Origin of the sequence: Pseudomonas mendocina (genome assembly GCF_003008615.1) — a bacterium.
Taxonomy (GTDB): domain Bacteria; phylum Pseudomonadota; class Gammaproteobacteria; order Pseudomonadales; family Pseudomonadaceae; genus Aquipseudomonas; species Aquipseudomonas mendocina_C.
The window spans coordinates 2,215,956-2,237,724 of sequence record NZ_CP027657.1 but is presented as its reverse complement, the minus strand read 5'-3'; the positions used below and the strand labels follow the sequence as shown (position 1 = coordinate 2,237,724).

At 59.4% G+C, this 21,769-nt stretch carries 20 protein-coding genes; 5 read left to right on the top strand and 15 right to left on the bottom strand.

Annotation, left to right across the window (positions count from 1 at the left end):
- Positions 1-23 precede the first annotated feature (23 nt).
- The 8 genes from atpE to C7A17_RS10365 form a co-directional block, all read right to left on the bottom strand.
- Positions 24-281, bottom strand: coding sequence for a F0F1 ATP synthase subunit C (atpE, locus tag C7A17_RS10400; RefSeq protein ID WP_003097235.1), 258 nt, complete (start codon positions 279-281; stop codon positions 24-26).
- Between the two features lie 134 nt (positions 282-415).
- Complete coding sequence (atpB, locus tag C7A17_RS10395; RefSeq protein WP_106737959.1) at positions 416-1,282, bottom strand: F0F1 ATP synthase subunit A; 867 nt, start codon at positions 1,280-1,282, stop codon at positions 416-418.
- A gap of 17 nt (positions 1,283-1,299) precedes the next feature.
- Positions 1,300-1,704, bottom strand: coding sequence for a F0F1 ATP synthase subunit I (locus tag C7A17_RS10390; protein WP_106737958.1), 405 nt, complete (start codon positions 1,702-1,704; stop codon positions 1,300-1,302).
- Positions 1,705-1,863: 159 nt separating this feature from the next.
- Entirely contained in the window at positions 1,864-2,733 is an 870-nt protein-coding gene (locus C7A17_RS10385) for a ParB/RepB/Spo0J family partition protein (protein WP_106737957.1), read from the bottom strand.
- Between the two features lie 12 nt (positions 2,734-2,745).
- The gene (locus tag C7A17_RS10380) at positions 2,746-3,534 is read right to left on the bottom strand and encodes a ParA family protein (RefSeq protein WP_106737956.1); all 789 of its coding nucleotides are present in this window, start codon (positions 3,532-3,534) and stop codon (positions 2,746-2,748) included.
- Between the two features lie 11 nt (positions 3,535-3,545).
- Positions 3,546-4,193, bottom strand: a complete 648-nt coding sequence (rsmG, locus tag C7A17_RS10375) for a 16S rRNA (guanine(527)-N(7))-methyltransferase RsmG (protein WP_106737955.1) — start codon at positions 4,191-4,193, stop codon at positions 3,546-3,548.
- Positions 4,190-6,082, bottom strand: a complete 1,893-nt coding sequence (mnmG, locus tag C7A17_RS10370; RefSeq protein WP_106737954.1) for a tRNA uridine-5-carboxymethylaminomethyl(34) synthesis enzyme MnmG — start codon at positions 6,080-6,082, stop codon at positions 4,190-4,192. The genes rsmG and mnmG overlap by 4 nt, the downstream gene beginning before the upstream one ends.
- A 479-nt stretch (positions 6,083-6,561) precedes the next feature.
- Positions 6,562-7,455, bottom strand: a complete 894-nt coding sequence (locus C7A17_RS10365; protein ID WP_106737953.1) for a LysR family transcriptional regulator — start codon at positions 7,453-7,455, stop codon at positions 6,562-6,564.
- Positions 7,456-7,690: 235 nt separating this feature from the next.
- Here C7A17_RS10365 and C7A17_RS10360 point away from each other — a divergent pair, with 235 nt between their 5' ends.
- On the top strand, positions 7,691-8,845 hold the full coding sequence (locus C7A17_RS10360) for an MFS transporter (protein ID WP_106737952.1): 1,155 nt from the start codon (positions 7,691-7,693) through the stop codon (positions 8,843-8,845).
- Between the two features lie 17 nt (positions 8,846-8,862).
- On the opposite strand, the gene mnmE is transcribed toward C7A17_RS10360, so the two are convergent.
- The 5 genes from mnmE to rpmH all read right to left on the bottom strand — a co-directional run bounded on the left by mnmE (position 8,863) and on the right by rpmH (position 12,863).
- Positions 8,863-10,230 (bottom strand): tRNA uridine-5-carboxymethylaminomethyl(34) synthesis GTPase MnmE, encoded by a 1,368-nt coding sequence (mnmE, locus tag C7A17_RS10355; protein ID WP_106737951.1) that lies wholly within the window; start codon positions 10,228-10,230, stop codon positions 8,863-8,865.
- Between the two features lie 94 nt (positions 10,231-10,324).
- The gene (gene yidC / locus C7A17_RS10350) at positions 10,325-12,070 is read right to left on the bottom strand and encodes a membrane protein insertase YidC (RefSeq protein ID WP_106737950.1); all 1,746 of its coding nucleotides are present in this window, start codon (positions 12,068-12,070) and stop codon (positions 10,325-10,327) included.
- Positions 12,071-12,072: 2 nt separating this feature from the next.
- On the bottom strand, positions 12,073-12,318 hold the full coding sequence (yidD, locus tag C7A17_RS10345; RefSeq protein ID WP_106737949.1) for a membrane protein insertion efficiency factor YidD: 246 nt from the start codon (positions 12,316-12,318) through the stop codon (positions 12,073-12,075).
- A complete protein-coding gene (gene rnpA / locus C7A17_RS10340; RefSeq protein ID WP_199796415.1) occupies positions 12,311-12,715 on the bottom strand; it encodes a ribonuclease P protein component in 405 nt (134 codons plus the stop codon). Before rnpA ends, yidD begins: the two co-directional genes overlap by 8 nt.
- 13 nt (positions 12,716-12,728) lie before the next feature.
- Positions 12,729-12,863: a 50S ribosomal protein L34 gene (gene rpmH, locus C7A17_RS10335; RefSeq protein ID WP_003246698.1), complete on the bottom strand. Its 135-nt coding sequence runs from the start codon at positions 12,861-12,863 to the stop codon at positions 12,729-12,731.
- Positions 12,864-13,381: 518 nt separating this feature from the next.
- Between rpmH and dnaA the strand changes: the two genes are divergently transcribed.
- The 4 genes from dnaA to gyrB are packed head-to-tail and all read left to right on the top strand — an operon-like array spanning position 13,382 to position 19,562.
- The gene (gene dnaA / locus C7A17_RS10330) at positions 13,382-14,878 is read left to right on the top strand and encodes a chromosomal replication initiator protein DnaA (protein ID WP_106737947.1); all 1,497 of its coding nucleotides are present in this window, start codon (positions 13,382-13,384) and stop codon (positions 14,876-14,878) included.
- 38 nt (positions 14,879-14,916) lie between these two features.
- A complete protein-coding gene (gene dnaN / locus C7A17_RS10325; protein ID WP_106737946.1) occupies positions 14,917-16,020 on the top strand; it encodes a DNA polymerase III subunit beta in 1,104 nt (367 codons plus the stop codon).
- Positions 16,021-16,033: 13 nt separating this feature from the next.
- Positions 16,034-17,137 carry a DNA replication/repair protein RecF gene (gene recF, locus C7A17_RS10320; RefSeq protein WP_106737945.1) on the top strand — a complete coding sequence of 368 codons (1,104 nt, stop codon included), beginning with the start codon at positions 16,034-16,036 and terminating at the stop codon, positions 17,135-17,137.
- A 4-nt stretch (positions 17,138-17,141) separates the two neighbouring features.
- On the top strand, positions 17,142-19,562 hold the full coding sequence (gene gyrB / locus C7A17_RS10315; RefSeq protein WP_106737944.1) for a DNA topoisomerase (ATP-hydrolyzing) subunit B: 2,421 nt from the start codon (positions 17,142-17,144) through the stop codon (positions 19,560-19,562).
- Positions 19,563-19,620: 58 nt separating this feature from the next.
- On the opposite strand, the gene C7A17_RS10310 is transcribed toward gyrB, so the two are convergent.
- Both C7A17_RS10310 and C7A17_RS10305 read right to left on the bottom strand, forming a co-directional pair.
- A complete protein-coding gene (locus C7A17_RS10310) occupies positions 19,621-20,772 on the bottom strand; it encodes a GGDEF domain-containing protein (protein WP_106737943.1) in 1,152 nt (383 codons plus the stop codon).
- A 63-nt stretch (positions 20,773-20,835) separates the two neighbouring features.
- Positions 20,836-21,768: a phosphatidate cytidylyltransferase gene (locus C7A17_RS10305; RefSeq protein WP_106737942.1), complete on the bottom strand. Its 933-nt coding sequence runs from the start codon at positions 21,766-21,768 to the stop codon at positions 20,836-20,838.
- Position 21,769 lies beyond the last annotated feature (1 nt).

Sequence of the window (21,769 nt, the reverse complement as noted above, 5' to 3'; positions counted from 1 at the left end):
CAATTCACTCGAAAGCGAGTGAATTAGCCTGCGATTTGACCAACGAAGGGGTTCGCGAAGGTGAAGAACAGTGCGATACCAACACCGATCATGGTCACGGCGTCCAGCAGACCGGCGACGATGAACATTTTAACTTGCAGCATCGGAACCATTTCCGGCTGACGCGCAGCGCCTTCCAGGAACTTACCACCCAGCAGACCGAAACCGATGGCGGTACCCAGGGCACCCAGGCCGATCAGCAGTGCAACGGCGATAGCGGTCAAACCAACTACAGTTTCCATTTTTCCTCCCGACTTACAGTCGTATTGGTTAAGGTTTTTGATGAAGCGGTAAAGCGAAATCGTTTTTTACTGCGTCCCCGTTACAGGGATTGTCCCGGCGGCGTCACGAGTGACACCGCGGAACGTCATGCACCTTAGTGGTTATCTTCATGTGCCATCGACAGATAGACGATGGTCAGCATCATGAAGATGAACGCCTGCAGCACGATGATCAGGATGTGGAAGATGGCCCAGGCCAGCTGCAGCACACCGCCCAGACCGCCCAGCAGCATGCCGCCGCTGTACATGATGGCGATCAGGATGAAGATCAGTTCACCGGCGTACAGGTTGCCGAACAGTCGCAGAGCCAGGGATACCGGCTTGGCGATCAGGGTGACGAATTCGAGCAGGAAGTTCACCGGAATCAGCAGGATCTTCAGAGCGATATTGTTCGAGCTGAAGGGGTGCATGGTCAGCTCGCCAAGGAAGCCGCCGATACCCTTGACCTTGATGCTGTAGAACAGGATCAGAGCGAATACCGACAGGGCCAGGCCCAGGGTGGCGTTCGGATCCGTGGTCGGAACCACGCGGAAATACAGGTGTGGATCGCCAGCGATGGTGGCAGCCAGCATCGGCAGCCAGTCAACCGGGATCAGATCCATGAAGTTCATCAGGAAGACCCAGACGAAGATGGTCAGGGCCAGTGGGGCGATCAGCGGGTTACGGCCGTGGAAGGTGTCCTTCACGCTGCCGTCGACGAATTCGACCAGCACTTCAATGAAGTTCTGCAGACCACCCGGCTGATCCGAGGTTGCCTTGCGTGCTGCCAGGCGGAACAGGCCAATGAAGATCAGACCGAGAACCACCGACACAGCCAAGGTGTCTACGTGGAAGGCCCAAAAACCCATTTCCTGAGCTTCTTTTGCAGTGTGGGCGAAACTCCAGCCATTCACCGGATGCTGACCGTAGGTCAGGTTCGTCAGGTGGTGCTGGATGTAACCCGAAGCGGTATCTGCTGCCATTATTTGCCCCGAACGCTTTAAGGTCTTGAAAATTTCGTTATCAGCAGCGGGGAGAACCAGCTGACCATCAGGGTCAGCAGGTAGGCGCCGAACAACATCGGTGCCTCCATGGGTTTCACGCCCGCAAACGTCAGTGCAAAGAGCACGAACGTCAAAATCAGTTTTCCTGCTTCGCCCGCATAAAAAGAACGGACGATTTCCCGCGCTGCCCGCGCTCCGCTAAATCGAAACGCCTTGTGGGCGAAATACAGGTTGGGCAACCAGGCGATCAGTCCGCCAATCAGCGCTGAGTAACCCGCTACGTTGCCTCGCCATTGCCAGCCCACCACAGCGGCCAGCAGCAGGACGATAAGTTGGGCCACCAATACCGGAAAAACCGGCAGACGATGGAAGGGCAGGCGCTTTGGCATGCGGCGTTCCATCAACTGATGTCCTCGACTATCGAACGCTTTAACTCAATGAATTGGCATAAAAAGTGCCAACAAAATTGCGCGCAGAGTATAGGGGGCCTATCCCCCCCATTCAACTGCCGGGTAGTGTTTTCCGACCATGCGCTACATGGTCAGATGTGGCGAATTGTTTCAGCGGATATGGGCGAGGACACCCTGCAATTCGTCGAGGGAGTTGTAGCGAATCACCAACTGACCTTTGCCCTTGGAACCGTGTTTTATCTGCACTGGCGAGCCTAGACGCTCTGCCAGGCGTTGTTCCAGGCGGCTGATGTCAGGGTCGGCCTTGGCTTTGGCCGGGGCCGGTTTGGCGGACAGCCACTGACGAACCAGGGCTTCGGTCTGGCGAACCGTGAGGCCGCGTGCGACAACGTGTCGCGCGGCTTCGACCTGTTGTTCGAGGGGCAAACCGAGCACTGCACGGGCGTGTCCCATTTCCAGGTCACCATGGGACAGCAGCGTCTTGATCTCTTCCGGGAGGGCGATCAGGCGCAGCAGGTTGGTGATGGTGACACGCGACTTGCCGACGGCATCGGCGACCTGCTGCTGGGTCAGCTCGAACTCCTGTTGCAGCCTCTGCAGGGCAACCGCTTCCTCGATCGGATTGAGGTCTTCGCGCTGAATGTTCTCGATCAGCGCCATGGCGATGGCCGCTTCATCGGGCAGCTCACGCACCATGGCCGGAATCTTGTCCTGGCCGGCCAGCTGGCTGGCACGCCAGCGCCGCTCACCAGCGACGATCTCGAAACGACCACCGCCAATCGGGCGTAACACGATGGGTTGCATCACGCCCTGGGCACGAATCGAGGCGGCGAGTTCTTCCAGCGCGGTCTGATCCATGTCACGACGCGGCTGGTACTTGCCACGCTGGATCAGCTCCAGCGGCACGTACTGCAGTTCACGGGTGTCGGCCTGGGCGGCCTCTTCCTGCAATGCGCCGACGGTATTGCCGCCGAGCAGGGCGTCCAGACCTCGACCCAGACCTCGTTTCTTCGCAGCCATGCGGATGTTCCTTTAAGCGGTAGCGGTTTTCGCGGCAGCGCGCTGACGGCGCACCAGCTCGCCTGCCAGTGCCAGATAGGCGATGGCACCACGGGATTGTTTGTCGTAGACCAGCGCCGGCATGCCGAAGCTCGGCGCCTCGGCCAGACGCACGTTGCGCGGAATCACGGCGTCATACAGCTTGTCGCCGAAGTGCTGCTTGAGCTGGGCGCTGACATCGTTGGTCAGGCTGATGCGCGGGTCGTACATGGTGCGCAGCAGACCTTCGATCTGCAGCTTGGGATTGAGCAGCTGGGCGATGCGCTGGATGCTGTTGACCAGGTCGCTCAGCCCCTCGAGCGCGTAGTACTCACACTGCATGGGGATGATCACACCATCGGCGGCGACCAGGGCGTTGATGGTGAGCATGCTCAGCGAAGGCGGGCAGTCGATGAGGATGTAGTCGTAGTTCTCGCGGATAGGCGCCAGGGCATAACGCAGACGGCTTTCCTTCATCTTCATTTCCAGCAGGGCAACTTCCGCAGCAGTCAGGTCGCGGTTGGCCGGCAACAGCTGGTAGCCGCCATGCTCGGAGAACTGCATGGCCTGGCTCAGGTCGCATTCACCGATCAGCACGTCGTAGATCGAGTGCTCGAGGCCGTGCTTGTCGACGCCGCTGCCCATGGTCGCGTTGCCCTGTGGGTCGAGGTCGATCAGCAGCACGCGGCGCTTGGTCGCCACCAGTGAAGCAGCCAGGTTGATGCACGTCGTGGTTTTGCCCACGCCGCCTTTCTGATTGGCGATCGCGAATACCTTGGCCATCTTCTTTCCCCTTAGACCGAGCGACGCAGTATCAACAGATGGCGTTGGCCTTGGCAACCGGGAACCCGCAGCACATGCGTGGCACTGAGACGGAAGTCCGCCGGCAGCGCCTGCAGCTCGTCATCCGGGTGTACACCTTTCATCGCCAGCCAGTGGGTGTCGGCGTTGCCGAGGTGGCGTGTCCAGTTGCTGAAGTCTTCCAGGCTGCTGAAAGCCCGCGAGCTGATGCCGTCGAAGGGTCGCTCAGGTCGATACGCTTCGACCCGGTTGTGGACAACCTCGAGGTTGGCGAGTTTCAGCTCCAGCTTCACCTGGACGAGAAAACGGGTCTTCTTGCCGTTGGAGTCGAGCAGGGTGAAGTGCCGCTCGGGGAACATGATCGCCAGCGGAACACCGGGCATACCGCCGCCACTGCCAACATCCAGCCAATTATCCCCAAGCTCGGCGACGAAGGGCACTACCGACAGGCTGTCGAGCAGATGACGTGACACCATCTCGTCTGGGTCGCGCACGGCAGTGAGGTTGTAGGCCTTGTTCCATTTGATCAGCAGGCCCAGGTACGCGAGCAGTTGCTCCTGCTGCTGCGCGCTGAGCTCGATGCCAAGCTCGCGGGCGCCCTGGATCAGTTCTTCGGCGTGACGCTGGGTAACCGACATCAGGCGCTCTGCTCCAGCTTCTGACCGGCACTGCGCTTCTTCAAGTGAATCAGCAACAGGGAAATCGCCGCCGGCGTGACACCGGGAATGCGCCCGGCCTGGCCAAGCGTGGCCGGGCGGGTGTTGCCCAGCTTGAACTGGATCTCCTTGGACAGCCCGGAAATGCTGCTGTAGTCCAGATCCTCCGGCAGCTTGGTGTCCTCGCTGGCACGCAGCTTGGCGATTTCTTCCTGCTGGCGATCGATGTAGCCGGCGTACTTGGTCTTGATCTCGACCTGTTCTGCAACCTGATTATCCAGAACCGGCGACTCGGTCACTTCGGCCAGACCGGCATAGTCGATCTCCGGGCGGGCGAGCAGGTTGAGCAGGTTGTATTCGTGAGCCAGCGGAGTGCCGAAACGTGCGGCAATGGCATCGCCCTGCGGCGTGCCCGGGCGCACCCAGGTGCTCTTCAGGCGCTGCTCTTCCTGCACGATGCCTTCGCGCTTGGCCTCGAATGCAGCCCAGCGCTCGTCGTCGACCAGGCCCAGCTCACGGCCTTTCTCGGTCAGGCGCAGGTCGGCGTTGTCTTCGCGCAGGATCAGCCGGTACTCGGCACGCGAGGTGAACATGCGGTACGGCTCCTGGGTGCCCAGGGTAATCAGATCGTCGACCAGCACGCCGATGTAGGCCTCGTCGCGACGCGGACACCAGGATTCCTTGCCCTGTGCGCGCAGCGCGGCGTTGCAGCCGGCCAGCAGCCCTTGGGCACCGGCTTCTTCGTAGCCAGTGGTGCCGTTGATCTGCCCGGCGAAGAACAGACCACCGATGACCTTGGTCTCGAGGCTGTACTTCAGGTCGCGCGGATCGAAGTAGTCATATTCGATGGCATAGCCGGGGCGCACGATATGCGCGTTCTCCATGCCACGGATGCTGCGCACGATCTGCAGCTGCACGTCGAACGGCAGCGAGGTGGAGATGCCGTTGGGATACAGCTCGTGTGTGGTCAGGCCTTCCGGCTCGATGAACACCTGGTGACTGTCCTTGTCGGCAAAACGGTGGATCTTGTCCTCGATCGACGGGCAGTAACGCGGGCCCACGCCTTCGATCACACCGGAGTACATCGGCGAACGATCGAGGTTGGCGGCGATGATCTCGTGGGTACGCGCGTTGGTGTGGGTGATCCAGCAACTGATCTGCTTCGGCTGCTGCTCACGCTTGCCGAGGAAGGACATCAGCGGCGTCGGGGTGTCGCCCGGTTGCTCGGTCATCACCGAGAAATCCACGGAACGGCCATCGATACGGGGCGGTGTACCGGTCTTCAGACGGCCAACGCGCAGCGGGAGCTCGCGCAAACGGTGAGCCAGGGCGATGGAGGGTGGATCCCCCGCGCGGCCACCGGAGTAGTTTTGCAGGCCAATGTGGATAAGTCCGCCAAGGAACGTGCCTGTGGTCAACACCACGGAGTCCGCGTGGAACCTGAGCCCCATCTGGGTGACGACACCTTTGACCTGCGCGTTTTCCACAATCAGGTCATCAGCTGCCTGTTGAAAAATCCACAGATTGGCCTGGTTCTCGAGAATTTCCCGTACAGCTGCCTTGTACAGAACACGATCGGCCTGTGCACGAGTAGCACGCACAGCCGGGCCTTTACGGCTGTTGAGGACACGGAACTGGATGCCACCCTTGTCGGTGGCGGTGGCCATGGCGCCACCGAGGGCATCGATTTCCTTGACCAGATGGCTCTTGCCGATACCACCGATGGCCGGGTTGCAGCTCATCTGTCCGAGGGTCTCGACATTGTGGGTGAGCAGCAAGGTCTTCACGCCCATGCGTGCAGCCGCCAGAGCGGCTTCGGTACCGGCATGACCGCCGCCGATCACGATCACGTCAAAACGGGAAGGGAAATCCACCACGCACCTCGTGCCTGTTGAGAAAGGGGTCTGAAAGAAAGGCGGCAAGTATAGGGACTTAAGCCTCCTGAATGAAGCCTTCTGCACAAAAAATAGCCAGTCCGCTGCATTGGATAAGCTCTCTTTTGCCTGAGCTGTTCACCCGTGTTTGGTTTGTGAGCTTATAAAGAATAAGAAGAGAGAATTTTTATAAAGCTTGTTCTTTATGTTTATGTATGGAGAGCAGGGTTTCTGTGGATAAGGTTCTACAGCCCTTTGAGCACAAGGTATTCAGCTCAGCATAAGCCTGTGCCATTCCTGCCCGGAACCGCTGGGAAAGCTGCTGACCCCCTGTGCATGGAATGAGGTCTTATACACAGGGGGATTTACACCCAGCTTTATCAGAGGCTTATGGACTGGGCTCAGGGGCTGTTTTCCACAGGTTTTATTTGATCTGATTCAGCCTGTGGATGATCGATGGAAAGAGCTAATCCAGCGCTTCAGTTGTTGCTGGCGAACACCCTGGCGCTGAGGAAATCGACCAGTGCACGTATCTTGGGCGATGGATGCTTGCTCGCAGGCCAGAGGATATTGAATACATTGCTGCGCTGAGCGTGAGCGGGCAGTACGCGGCAGAGCTCGCCACTGGCCAGATAGGCATTGACCGAGAAGTCCGGCAGACAGGCAATTCCACGCCCTTGGCGGGTGAAACAGACCCGCGTCTCGATGTTGTTGCAGATCATTGATGTTGGAAGCTGAACCTCGGGCTCATCAGCGCTCAGCTGTAGCGGCCAGGTTTCCAGTTTGCCGCTGTGTGGAAGTCGGTAGTGCAGGCAGGCGTGTTGCCGCAGATCGGCTGGCACCTCGGGTGTGCCACACCGTTCCAGATACTCCGGCGAGGCAACCAGCATCAGCTCGAAAGTGCCCAATCGACGAGCTGAGAGTCGAGAGTCGCTCGGTTCACCGGTACGAACCACGGCATCGAAACCTTCCTCGATGACATCGACCAGGCGATCGCTGAAGTCCAGATCCAGCTCAATGTCCGGATAGGCGGCCATAAACTCGCCGAGCACTGGCAGAACCAGAGAGCTGACCAGTGGCAGGCTGACCCGCAGACGGCCGCGAGGTGCGCTGGAAGCCTGCGAAAGCTCCAGCTCGGCTGCTTCTATTTCAGCCAGGATACGTCGGCTTCGCTCCAGGAAAAGCGTGCCTTCCGCAGTCAGAGTGACGCTGCGCGTACTGCGGTGGAACAGGCGCACGCCAAGCTTTTCCTCGAGCCTGGCCACGCTCTTGCCGACTGCCGAGGCCGATACCCCGAGCAACCGACCGGCCGCCACGAAGCTGCGGGTTTCAGCGACCTGCACGAACACCGTGAAGCCATTCAGGCTGTCCATCATTTACCTCTATTGCGGACTTTTATTTCCGTACAGATCGGAAATCTATCCCACTTTTTCTCTAATCCGCGAATTCTTATCGTCGCAGCGGTTATCGATGAACAAGGTGATTCGCTGTGATTTCGACTTCTTGCCCGACATACCAGGCATCCTGGCTCCTTCCCATGACCAGCCTGACACTCGGTCTTCTTGACCACTCAGGTAGTTATCCACAGGATGCAACGGAGCTGTTCCAATGACAGCCATGCAGCGCTTGCCATTGGGGGCATTGTTGGCCCTGGCGATGGGCGGATTCGTGACCATTCTTACCGAGGCGCTGCCAGCAGGGTTGTTGCCGCAGATGGCGGCCAGCCTGTCGGTTTCCGAGGCATGGATTGGTCAGACCGTTACCGTCTATGCCCTGGGCTCGCTGCTGGCGGCGATTCCCCTGATCATGCTGACCCAGGGTGTGCGCCGCAGGCCATTGCTATTGACGGCTATCGCTGGCTTCGCGCTCGCCAATACGGTCACGGCGTTATCCACAAGCTTCTCGCTCACACTGGTAGCGCGCTTTCTCGCTGGCGTTTCGGCGGGGCTCCTGTGGGCGTTGGTAGCCGGTTATGCGGCACGCATGGTTCCGCAGCATCTGAAGGGCAGAGCCATCGCGGTGGCGATGGTCGGCTCACCTTTGGCGTTGTCGCTTGGCATACCGGCCGGTACATGGCTCGGGATGCTGGTGGGCTGGCGTGCCTGTTTCGGCATCATGAGTGCACTGGCGGTGCTGCTGATTATCTGGGTGAGCTGGCGGGTTCCGGATTTTCCCGGACAGGCCCGGGGCACTCGGCTGGAACTTGGCGAGGTATATCGATTGCCCGGCATTCGCCCGGTGCTTTTCGTGGTGCTGGCCTTCGTGCTCGCCCACAACATTCTCTACACCTATATCGCGCCGTTTCTCGCGGCCATCGGAATGCTCGAACGTATCGATCTGATCCTGCTGGTGTTCGGTCTGTCATCGCTGCTGGGCATCTGGATCGTTGGGGTGCTGATCGACCGTCACCTGCGACGAATGACGTTGGCGTGCACCGGGTTGTTCGGCCTTGCATCCATCGCATTGGCGATTGGAAGCCAGAGCCCGGCGGTTATCTATCTCGCCATCGGCATCTGGGGTCTGGCTTTCGGCGGCGTGCCCACGCTGTTCCAGACCGCTCTGGCCAAGAGTGCAGGCGACTCGGCAGATGTCGCGCAGGCCATGCTGGTGACCGCCTGGAACATGGCGATCGCCGGTGGCGGTATCCTCGGTGGGGTTCTGCTCGAGCGCCTGGGTGTTGGCGCCTTTTCGCCCGTTCTACTGCTCTTGCTGCTGGCAACGCTGCTGGTTGTTGCTCGTTCCAGGCAACATGGCTTCGCCTGATTCACCGATATGCGCGACTATTTACCGATGCAGAAGCTGGAGAAGATCCGCCCCAGTAGATCATCCGAGCTGAAGGCTCCGGTGATTTCTCCCAGCGCCTGCTGGGCATGGCGCAGGTCTTCGGCGAGCAATTCGCCGGCGCCCATCAGGGTTAGCTGCGCGCGGCCATGTTCGAGGTGTTGCTGGGCCTGCAGCAGCGCTTCGAGGTGGCGGCGGCGTGCGCTGAAGCCGCTTTCGGCGGTCTGTTGATAACCCATGCAGGCTTTCAGGTGGTCGCGGAGCAGATCCAGGCCGGCTGCGGATTTAGCCGACAGGCTGAGGGTGACATGGCCATCAGCGCTGGTTTCCATGGCCACGGATTCGCCTGAGAGATCAGCCTTGTTGCGAATCAGGGTGACGTGCGCCGGATCGGGGCGCTGATCGAGGAATTCCGGCCACAATGCGAAGGGATCGCTGGCCTCTGGTGCGGTCGAGTCGACCACCAGCAACACGCGATCGGCCTCGCCGATGGCCTTGAGCGCACGCTCTACACCGATCTTTTCCACGTGGTCATCGGTGTCGCGCAGGCCGGCGGTGTCCACCACGTGCAGCGGCATGCCGTCGATGTGGATATGTTCGCGCAGGACATCACGGGTGGTGCCAGCGATCTCGGTGACGATAGCCGCCTCGCGTCCAGCTAGGGCGTTGAGCAGGCTGGATTTGCCGGCATTCGGCCGGCCGGCGATCACCACTGTCATGCCGTCGCGCAACAAGGCACCCTGGCCGGCTTCGCGCAGCACTGTGGATAAGTTATCCCGCACACCGTCGAGTTGGCTGAGGACATGGCCATCGGCCAAGAAGTCGATCTCCTCTTCCGGGAAATCGATTGCCGCTTCGACATAGATGCGCAGTTGGATCAGCGACTCCGTCAGGACGTGAACTCGCTTGGAGAATTCCCCTTGCAGCGAACGCAGGGCATTGCGTGCCGCCTGCTCAGAGCTGGCCTCAATCAGATCGGCGATGGCTTCGGCCTGGGCCAGGTCGAGTTTGTCGTTGAGGAATGCGCGCTCGCTGAACTCGCCAGGGCGAGCCAGGCGAGCGCCGAGCTGCAGGCAACGGCGTAGCAATAGATCGAGCACCACGGGGCCACCATGGCCCTGCAGCTCCAGCACGTCCTCGCCGGTGAAGGAGTTCGGCCCTGGAAAGTAGATGGCCAGGCCTTCGTCCAGCGACAAGCCCTGTTCGTCATGAAAGGCGCCGTGATGAGCGAAGCGTGGTTTCAGTTCACGCTTGCAGATGGCCTTGGCCAATTGCCCGGCCAGTGGCCCGGAAACCCGTACGATGCCCACGCCGCCACGTCCTTGAGCGGTGGCGACGGCGGCGATGGTGTCCCGGGCGATGTGCATGGCGATCTACTCTCTGGTGTTTGAATCTGTTCTTGCAGATAGCAAAACGCCCCAATCATGGGGCGTCTGCTTGAAGCTGGGAAGCCTTGGCCAATCAGGCGCTGGCGGACTTCGTAGCGGCTTCGATCTTGCGGGTAATGTACCACTGCTGGGCGATGGACAGGATGTTGTTGACCACCCAGTACAGCACCAGACCTGCAGGGAACCACAGGAAGAAGAAGGTGAAGATGATCGGCATCAGCTTCAGCACGCGCGCCTGCATGGGATCCGGCGGCGTCGGGTTGAGCTGCTGCTGGATGAACATGGTCGCGCCCATGATGATCGGCAGGATGAAGAACGGATCCTTGATCGACAGGTCGGTGATCCACAGCAGCCATGGAGCCTGACGCATTTCCACGGATTCCAGCAGTACCCAGTACAGGGCGAGGAATACCGGCATCTGTACCAGGATCGGCAGGCAGCCGCCCAGCGGGTTGATCTTCTCTTTCTTGTACAGCTCCATCATCGCCTGGGACATCTTCTGGCGATCGTCACCGAACTGCTCTTTCAGAGCCTGCAGCTTTGGCGATACGGCACGCATGCGCGCCATCGACTTGTAGCTGGCAGCCGAGAGCGGGAAGAAGATCAGCTTGATGATGATGGTCAGAACGATGATCGACCAACCCCAGTTACCCAGCAGGCCGTGGATCACTTCCAGCAGCCAGAAGATCGGCTGGGCGAGGAACCACAGGAAGCCGTAGTCGACAGTCAGCTCCAGGCCCGGCGACAAGGTGCCGAGGTATTCCTGCAGTTTGGGGCCGGCATAGAGAATGGCGGACGTTTCTCCCTGAGCACCAGCAGCAACCTGCACGGACGGGCCAGTGAAACCGACGATGTAGTTGCCCTGGCTATCCTTGCGGGTCTGTACCAGGTTGGTGCTGTCCTTGGATGGTACCCAAGCGGTGACGAAGTAATGCTGCAGCCAGGCAACCCAGCCACCCTGTACGGTTTCCTTGAAGGACTGCTTGTCGATGTCCTTCATGGAGATACGCTTGTAGGGATTGTCAGCAGTCCACAGCGCAGCACCCAGATAGGTAGCGGTGCCGGTGGCGGTAGTGGACGACGGATCGCCACTGTTGTCGCGCTTGAGCTGGGCAAACAGATTACCGCTCCAGGCCTGCTCGCTCTGGTTGTCGATCAGGTAGCGGATATCGACCTGATAGGAAGCGGGATCGATGCAGCCAGTTTTCTTCTGCTGTTGCTCGCGCGCGGAACACTGTGGGTTGAGGCCGCGCTTGAAGCTGTAGCGCTTGATGTAGTTGACCCCGTTGTTGCTGTAGGTGAGGTCTACTACCAGGCTGTCCTGGTCTTCGGCCAGCTCGTAGCTGGTCTTTTCACTCGTCCACAGGGCGCGGCCACCCGAGCTGTCAGGAGCGTTCTGGCCAATCAGGCCGCTCTGAGCCAGATAGGTGCGCTCGTTGCCATTGTCGAACAGCTGGAACGGTACATCCGGGCGATCCTGGCGACGCGGATACTGCGGCAGACGCAGTTGCACGATGTCACCACCACGCGGATCGATGGCCAGATCCAGTACGTCGGTTTTCACGCGGATCAGCTCGTCGCTGGCCACCGCGGTGGGGGCGACGGCTGCTGCACTGGGCTCAGCCACGGCAGTGGGGATGTCGTCGGTAGCGCCACTGGAGTTTGCCACCGGGGTATCCGGCAAGGCGGGCGTCGCGGCGGTCGAGGAACGTACCTCGGCCGGCAGGGCAGCCTGACCATAATCCTCGTTCCATTGCAGGACCATGAGGTAGGACACGACTGCCAGGGCGACGATCAGGATCGAACGTTGGATATCCATGATTATTCGGCCATCGAAGGGGAACGGGATGTTTTTGCGGGTGGAACCGGATCGAAACCGCCGGCATTCCATGGATGGCAGCGACCGAGACGGCGAGCTGCCAGCCAGCCACCACGCAGGAAGCCATGTTGCTCAATGGCTTCGTATGCATAGCAGGAACAGCTGGGATAGAAGCGACAATGGCTGGCCATCAGCGGGCTGATGGCGTAGCGATACACCTGGATACAGGCTAAGGCCGCTTTACGCATGGGGATTGTCGCTTGTCCCGGAGGATAAATCTGCGTCCCTGTTGGGCCGGCTACGGGCCAAGCGTTTCCAGAGTTTGCCGAATTGCTGGGCAAGTTCGACATTCTCCAGATCGCCTAGCCCTTTGCGGGCGACCACCACGATATCCCAACCCACCAGGTTGTCCTGGTTGAGACGGAAGGATTCGCGGATTTGACGCTTGATGCGGTTGCGCTCGACGGCGAGCTTGACGCTCTTTTTGCCGATCACCAGACCAAGGCGGGGATGATCAAGCTGGTTATCGCGCGCTAGCAACAGGACACTTTTGCCCGGAGCTTTACCGCTTGGGGAGTCGAAGACTGCCTTGAATTGCCGGGGAGTCAGCAGTCGCTTTTCCCGGCCGAAGCCTCGACTCACCACCTGTCTGGATGAATTAGACAGTCAGACGCTTGCGGCCCTTGGCGCGACGACGCGACAGGACGGCACGACCGTTCTTGGTGGCCATGCGGGCACGGAAACCGTGGGTGCGAGCGCGCTTGATGGTGCTGGGTTGGAAAGTGCGTTTCATGGTGCGTTACCTGGGTGATCGACTAGGGTCGGAATGACCCTGGTTTAAAGAGACCGGCAATTCTAGAGAAAGCCGCGCGGTAGGTCAATTTCCAACCAGCCTTATTCGCCATATAGAGATAGAAAGAAGGAAAGGTTTAAAGCTCTTTTTCTATGTTTATGATGATTAGCATTGCTCAGGCTTGTGGAAAACCTCTTGAAGCGCCTGCAAGCGTTGCTCTCGAGGCAATGATAACGCTGTCCAAAAGAGCTGCATCTGCTGTGCGTATGCTGCGTATTGACTGGGGATGGAATGCGGGTTTACCCACAACCTCGTTTCTCTTCTGCATTTCCACAGGCTTGTGCAAAGACTTTTCGGGTGCTTATCCACAATGCTTATGTAGCCTCTGATAAGCCTGATGAATGTTAATAAGGCTTTGATTTTACTTGGCCATCTACTTGCGACCATGTGGATAACTAGGTCGTTGGCCGGTACAATGGCGGCTGTTTTTGCATCGCCGCCTGGATAGGGGATAGTCAGTGTCAGTGGAACTATGGCAGCAGTGCGTCGAGCTTTTGCGCGACGAATTGCCCGCTCAGCAATTCAACACCTGGATCCGTCCTCTGCAGGTCGAAGCCGAAGGCGACGAGCTGCGTGTCTACGCACCCAATCGTTTCGTTCTCGACTGGGTCAATGAGAAATACCTCAGTCGTCTGCTCGAGTTGCTTGCCGAGAGAGCGGGAGGTCTGGTGCCGGCGCTTTCCTTATTAATAGGGAGCAAGCGCACCGCTGCTGCACGTGTCGCCCCGACGGCGCCGTTGTCGGCTGCAGCGCGAGCCGCTCAGCAACAGCCACAACAAAGTCTCGCAGCGACCAAGCCCGTGCCACCTCCTGTGCAGGAAGAGCCGTCACGTGCCAGCTTCGATTCCATGGCCGGTTCTGCGCCGCAACCACCCACACCTGCGGTTGCGCCTCGTACTGAGCGCACCGTGCAGGTTGAAGGTGGCCTCAAGCACACCAGCTACCTCAACCGTACCTTTACCTTTGACAACTTCGTCGAGGGCAAGTCGAACCAGTTGGCCCGCGCAGCAGCCTGGCAGGTGGCAGACAACCCCAAGCACGGTTACAACCCGTTGTTCCTGTACGGTGGCGTCGGCTTGGGCAAGACCCACTTGATGCACGCGGTGGGTAACCACCTGCTGGCGAAGAATCCGAACGCCAAGGTGGTTTATCTGCATTCCGAGCGTTTCGTTGCCGATATGGTCAAGGCGCTGCAGCTCAACGCCATCAACGAATTCAAGCGTTTCTACCGCTCGGTAGATGCGCTGCTAATCGACGATATCCAGTTCTTCGCCAAGAAGGAGCGTTCCCAGGAAGAGTTCTTCCATACCTTCAACGCGCTGCTCGAGGGTGGCCAGCAGGTGATTCTCACCAGCGACCGCTATCCGAAGGAAATCGAAGGACTGGAGGAGCGCCTGAAGTCGCGTTTCGGCTGGGGTCTGACCGTGGCGGTCGAGCCGCCCGAGTTGGAAACCCGCGTAGCGATCCTGATGAAGAAGGCCGATCAGGCCAAGGTCGACCTGCCGCACGATGCCGCGTTCTTCATCGCTCAGCGCATTCGCTCCAACGTGCGTGAGCTGGAAGGTGCGCTGAAACGCGTGATCGCTCACTCGCACTTCATGGGGCGCGACATCACCATCGAGCTGATTCGTGAGTCGCTCAAGGATCTGCTGGCCCTGCAGGACAAGCTGGTCAGCATCGATAATATTCAGCGCACCACCGCCGAGTACTACAAGATCAAGATCACCGATCTGCTTTCCAAGCGGCGTTCGCGCTCCATCGCGCGGCCACGTCAGGTGGCCATGGCGTTGTCGAAGGAATTGACCAATCACAGCCTGCCGGAAATCGGTGTGGCCTTCGGCGGTCGTGATCACACCACGGTGTTGCACGCATGTCGTAAGATTGCTGAACTTAGGGGATCCGACGCGGACATCCGCGAGGATTACAAGAACCTGCTGCGTACACTCACTACCTGATCCATTCAATGCAGCTCCACGAGGCAAGGGACTAGACCATGCATTTCACCATTCAACGCGAAGCCCTGTTGAAACCCCTGCAACTGGTCGCCGGTGTCGTGGAACGACGCCAGACGCTGCCGGTATTGTCCAACGTCCTGCTGGTCGTCGAAGGCCAGCAGCTGTCGCTTACCGGTACCGACCTGGAGGTCGAACTGGTTGGCCGTGTCACTCTGGAAGATGCCGCCGAACCAGGCGAGATCACCGTGCCGGCACGCAAGCTGATGGACATCTGCAAGAGCCTGCCATCTGATGCGCTGATCGACATTCGTGTCGATGACCAGAAGCTGCTGGTCAAGGCCGGTCGCAGTCGTTTTACCTTGTCGACCCTGCCGGCCAATGATTTCCCGACCGTCGAGGAAGGCCCAGGCTCGCTGACGTTCAATCTGCCGCAGGCCAAGCTGCGTCGTCTGATCGAGCGCACCAGTTTTGCCATGGCGCAGCAGGATGTCCGCTATTACCTCAACGGCATGCTGTTGGAAGTCCAAACCGGCTTGTTGCGTGCCGTTGCTACCGATGGCCATCGTCTGGCGATGTGCTCGATGGACGCGACCATCCAGCAGGATGGCAAGCATCAGGTCATCGTACCGCGCAAGGGTATTCTCGAACTGGCTCGTTTGCTCACCGAGCAGGATGCCGAAGTCGCTATCGTGCTGGGCCAACACCATATCCGTGCCAACACCGGTGAGTTCACCTTCACCTCCAAACTGGTCGACGGCAAGTTCCCTGACTACGAGCGCGTGTTGCCACGTGGCGGTGACAAGCTGGTACTGGCTGACCGTCAGGGCCTGCGTGAAGCCTTCAGCCGTACCGCAATTCTTTCCAACGAGAAATACCGCGGTATTCGTCTGACCCTGGCTGCCGGTCTGCTGAAAATTCAGGCTAACAACCCGGAGCAGGAAGAGGCCGAGGAAGAAATCGTCGTCGACTACAACGGCGGCGGCCTGGAGATCGGTTTTAACGTCAGTTATCTGCTCGACGTGCTGGGTGTGATGGGCACCGAGCAGGTACGCCTGATTCTCTCCGACTCGAACAGCAGTGCTCTGCTGCAGGAATCCGACAACGACGATTCCGCATACGTCGTCATGCCGATGCGCCTGTGATCGAACCTGCTAGATGTCGCTGACCCGCGTAACGGTCACCGCGGTGCGCAACCTGCACCCGGTGACCCTCTCCCCCTCCTCCCGCATCAACATCCTTTACGGCGCCAATGGCAGCGGCAAGACCAGCTTGCTCGAGGCAGTCCATCTTCTAGGCTTGGCCCGTTCCTTCCGCAGCACCCGCTTGCAGCCTGTCATTCATTACGAGCAGCCTGCCTGTACCATTTTTGGTCAGGTTCAGTTGGCTGAAGGCGGCTCGAGCAATCTGGGAATTTCCCGCGATCGCCAGGGTGAGTTGCAGATTCGCATCGACGGACAGAACGCTCGTAGCGCTGCCCAGCTGGCTGATCTGTTGCCACTGCAACTGATCAACCCGGACAGTTTTCGTTTGCTGGAAGGTGCGCCGAAGATTCGTCGACAGTTTCTCGATTGGGGCGTGTTCCACGTGGAACATCGCTTTCTAGGTGCCTGGCAGCGCTTGCAGAAAGCCCTGCGGCAGCGGAACTCGTGGCTGCGCCATGGTACACTTGACGGTGCTTCGCAAGCCGCGTGGGATCGCGAGTTGTGCAGTGCGAGCGAGGAAATCGACACCTATCGCAGGGCCTATATACAGGCACTCAAACCGGTGTTCGAACGCACGCTCGGCGAGCTCTTGCAGCTGGATGGACTGACCCTGAGTTATTACCGCGGTTGGGACAAGGATCGTGAGTTGAGCGAAGTGCTCGCTTCTTCCCTTCTCCGCGACCAGCAGCTCGGGCATACCCAGGCTGGCCCACAGCGCGCCGATCTACGGTTACGTCTTGCGGGACACAACGCGGCAGAGATCCTGTCGCGGGGACAGCAGAAACTCGTGGTGTGTGCATTGCGCATCGCCCAGGGCCACTTGGTCAACGAAGCCAAGCGAGGCCAATGTATCTATCTGGTGGACGACCTACCGTCGGAACTGGATGAGCAGCATCGTCAGGCTTTGTGCCGGTTGCTGGAAGATTTGCACTGCCAGGTGTTTATCACCTGTGTGGATCATGAATTGTTGAGGGAAGGCTGGCAGACGGATACGCCGGTTGCCATGTTCCACGTGGAACATGGCCGTATCACCCAGACCCAAGACCATCGGGAGTGAAGGCATGAGCGAGAACCAAACGTACGACTCTTCCAGTATCAAGGTACTGAAAGGCCTGGATGCCGTACGCAAACGTCCCGGTATGTACATCGGCGACACCGATGATGGTAGCGGTCTGCACCACATGGTGTTCGAGGTGGTCGACAACTCGATCGACGAAGCACTGGCAGGCTACTGCAGCGAAATCACCATCACCATCCACCCGGATGAGTCGATCAGCGTGCGTGACAACGGCCGCGGCATTCCGGTCGACATGCATAAAGAAGAAGGCGTATCGGCAGCCGAGGTCATCATGACCGTGCTGCACGCCGGCGGTAAGTTCGACGATAACAGCTACAAGGTATCCGGCGGCCTGCACGGCGTGGGTGTCTCGGTGGTGAACGCCCTCTCCAAGGAGCTGGTGCTGACCATCCGCCGTAGTGGCAAGATCTGGGAACAGACCTACGTACACGGTGTTCCGCAAGCGCCTTTGGCCGCTGTCGGCGATACCGACGGTACCGGTACGCAGATCCACTTCAAACCGTCCGAAGAGACCTTCGCCAACATCCACTTCAGCTGGGACATCCTGGCCAAGCGTCTGCGCGAACTGTCCTTCCTCAACTCTGGTGTGGGTATCCTGCTGCGTGATGAACGTACTGGTAAGGAAGAGCTGTTCAAGTACGAAGGCGGCCTGAAGGCTTTCGTCGAGTTCCTCAACACCAACAAGACCGTGGTGAACCAGGTATTCCACTTCAACATCCAGCGCGAAGAAGATGGCGTCGGTGTGGAAGTGGCTCTGCAGTGGAACGACAGCTTCAACGAGAACATCCTCTGCTTCACCAACAACATTCCTCAGCGTGACGGTGGTACCCACCTGGCAGGCTTCCGCTCTGCCCTTACCCGGCACCTGAACAACTACATCGAGCAGGAAGGTCTGGCGAAGAAATTCAAGGTCGCTACTACCGGTGATGATGCTCGTGAAGGTCTGACCGCGATCATCTCGGTCAAGGTGCCGGATCCGAAATTCAGCTCGCAGACCAAGGACAAACTGGTATCGAGCGAGGTGAAGACTGCGGTCGAGCAGGAAATGGGCAAGTACTTCGCCGACTTCCTGCTGGAAAATCCGAACGAAGCCAAGGCTGTGGTCGGCAAGATGATCGACGCTGCCCGTGCCCGTGAAGCCGCGCGCAAGGCCCGTGAGATGACTCGCCGCAAGGGTGCGCTGGACATCGCCGGCCTGCCAGGCAAACTGGCCGACTGCCAGGAAAAAGACCCGGCGCTGTCCGAACTCTACATAGTGGAGGGTGACTCCGCGGGCGGTTCTGCGAAGCAGGGCCGTAACCGCAAGACCCAGGCGATCCTGCCGCTCAAGGGCAAGATCCTCAACGTCGAACGCGCGCGTTTTGATCGCATGATTTCCTCTCAGGAAGTCGGCACGCTGATCACGGCGCTCGGTTGCGGTATCGGGCGTGAGGAATACAACATCGACAAGCTGCGTTACCACAACATCATCATCATGACCGATGCTGACGTCGACGGTTCACACATCCGGACCCTGCTGCTGACCTTCTTCTTCCGTCAGTTGCCGGAGCTGGTTGAGCGCGGCTACATCTACATCGCCCAGCCGCCGCTGTACAAGGTCAAGAAAGGCAAGCAGGAGCAGTACATCAAGGATGACGAGGCCATGGATGAATACATGACCCAGTCGGCCCTGGAAGACGCCAGCCTGCACGTCAACGAGAATGCCCCAGGCCTGTCCGGCGGAGCGCTGGAGAAGCTCGTGGGCGAATACCGTGGTGTCATGAAGACCCTGGATCGACTGTCGCGTGTCTATCCGAAGGACATCACCGAGCACTTCGTCTATCTGCCGCGTGTTTCCGTGGAGCAACTCGCTGATCAGGCCTTCATGGATAACTGGCTGGTCGGTTTCAGTGCACGCCTGAAGGCGGTCGAGAAATCTGGTCAGACCTACACTGCCAGCCTGCGTGAAGACCGCGAGCGTCACCTGTGGCTGCCTGAGGTCGAGATCAAGTCTCATGGTCTCTCCAGCTACACCACGTTCAACCGCGATTTCTTCGCCAGCAACGACTACAAGACCGTCACTACGCTTGGCGATCAGTTGAACAACCTGTTGGAAGAAGGCGCCTACGTACAGCGTGGCGAACGCAAGAAGCCGGTTACCAGCTTCAAGGAAGCGCTGGACTGGCTGATGACCGAGAGCACCAAGCGCCACAGCATCCAGCGATACAAAGGTCTCGGCGAGATGAACCCGGATCAGCTGTGGGAGACCACCATGGATCCGGAAGTACGTCGCATGCTCAAGGTGACCATCGAGGACGCCATCGCAGCGGATCAGATCTTCAACACCCTGATGGGCGACGCCGTGGAGCCGCGCCGCGACTTCATCGAGTCCAACGCCCTGGCGGTGTCGAACCTGGACTTCTGATCAGACGTTCTGCAAGTCGAAAAACGGGCCCTTGTGGCCCGTTTTTCATGGGCGCGTTTCAGCTCGTGGCAGCCAGCATCTGCGTATTGCGGCCTGCGTGTTTGGCCGCATAAAGGGCTTTGTCGGCCTTGAGCAGCATACTGGTGACATCATCATGCTCAGAGGGCGTCAGGCTGTGCACGCCCGCGCTGAAGCTCAAGGCGATGGCGTGGCCTTCTCCCTGAGCCGGGTGTTGGGTGAGCGACTGCCGGAGCTGATCGACCAGCTCCAGGGCACCACTGGCGTCAGTGGCAGGCAGAATCAACAGAAACTCCTCTCCCCCATAACGGCCGATGCTGTCGTTGCGGCGTAGACGCTGCTGCAGGTGATCCGCGCAGTGCCTGAGTACGGCATCGCCGATCAGGTGGCCGTGGCTGTCGTTGATCTGCTTGAAGTGATCCAGGTCGAGCATGGCGATGGAAAGGGGTAGGCGCTGACGACGAGCGCGTTCGAGCTCATCGGCGAGTTGCTCGAGTATTGCCAGGCGATTGGGTATGCCGGTCAGGGTGTCGCGCAGGGCGGTCTGGCGTAGCTCCGACTCGATACGTTCGCGCGACAGCAGCACAAGGCCGAAAGACAGCATGATGATGGTGGCGGCGCCAATGGCTACCGAAACGGTCTGCTTCAGGTTGCTGACGTCGTAATGCATCTCTGTCGGTGCGCCGCTGAGAATTACCACCACGCGGATGCCCAACCCAAACAGGCTGATGCCCGCGCCGATCATCAGTACACGATGGGCACGCCCTCCCGCCACGGTATGTAGACGGCTCAGATGGAGGATCACCAGGCATTGAGTGAACAGCAGCACGCAGGCCACCAACTGGCGTGGCTCCTGGGTGTCGATCAACAGGCTGAGAAGCACGCCGAGCAACAGTGGGAAGGCAAATGCCAGTCGCCATGGAGGGCGACGACCATGAATCAGTGGCAGGCTTACGGTATAGAACGACAGCGCCGTGGACAGCAGCACGTTGGCGAGTACGTAGGTGATCCACATCGAGGCCTGGCCGAACAGGGTGAAGCCGATATAGGCCAGCGAATGCGAGAGCATGCCCAGACCGGTGGTGAGCATGCCATCGCGGTGGCGCAATTGACCGACCAGTATCAAGCAACTGCCCATGATCACGGCGACGAGTGCGACGGCTCCGAACAGCGTCTGGGTATGGGCGATCATGTCGGTCTTTTTTGTTCTGAGGGTTCTCTGACTCTAGTGTAATCCGCCGCCCTACGAACTACATCAGGCCCACCAGTAGCGCACCATATGGAAGAACACCGGCGCGGCGAAGCATACCGAGTCCAGCCGATCCAACATGCCGCCGTGGCCTTCGATCATATGGCCCCAGTCCTTCACACCGCGATCGCGCTTGATGGCCGACATCACCAGACCGCCGGCGAAGCCGAGTATGCACACCAGCAGGGCGAACAGCGCGGCCTGCCAGAAGGCGAATGGCGTGATCCAGCACAGCATGGCGCCGATCAGCGTGGCCAGCGCTACGCCGCCGACAAAGCCTTCCACTGTCTTCGAGGGTGAAAGATTCGGCGCGATCTTGTGCTTGCCGAACAGCTTGCCGCACACGTACTGCAGCACGTCGGAGAGTTGCACGACAATGATCAGCCAGGCGATCAGCAGCAGGTTGCGACCCTCGTAGCCGGGGATGTTTAGGGTCAGCAGCGCCGGTACGGAGGAAATGCAGTACACCGCGATCATCAACCCCCACTGCACCTTGGCCGCACGCTCCAGATAGCGGGTGGTGTCACCGCCCAGCGAGGCGAGGATCGGCAGCAGCAGGAACAGGTAGACCGGGATGAAGATGGCGAACAGGCCGTACCAGCCCAGGGCGATCAGCAGGTACTGCATCGGCAGGGCGAAGTAGAAGGCCGCTACCAACGCCGGGTAGTCGCTGCGCCGGGTCGGCGTCAGGGTCATGAATTCGCGCAGGGCATAGAACGACACGAAGTAGAACAGCAGGATCACGCCGTTGTTGCCGAACAGGAAGGCGATGCCGATCACCAGCACCATCACCCACCAGGCGTTGATCCGTGCATTCAGGTTGTCGATCACCGGGTTGGGTTGGGCGCCACTGCGCTGCTTGAGGATGAAACCGACCAGACTGGCTAGCAGCAGCAGGGCACCGATACCGGCGAATAACAGCAGAGTATTGCGATCCATT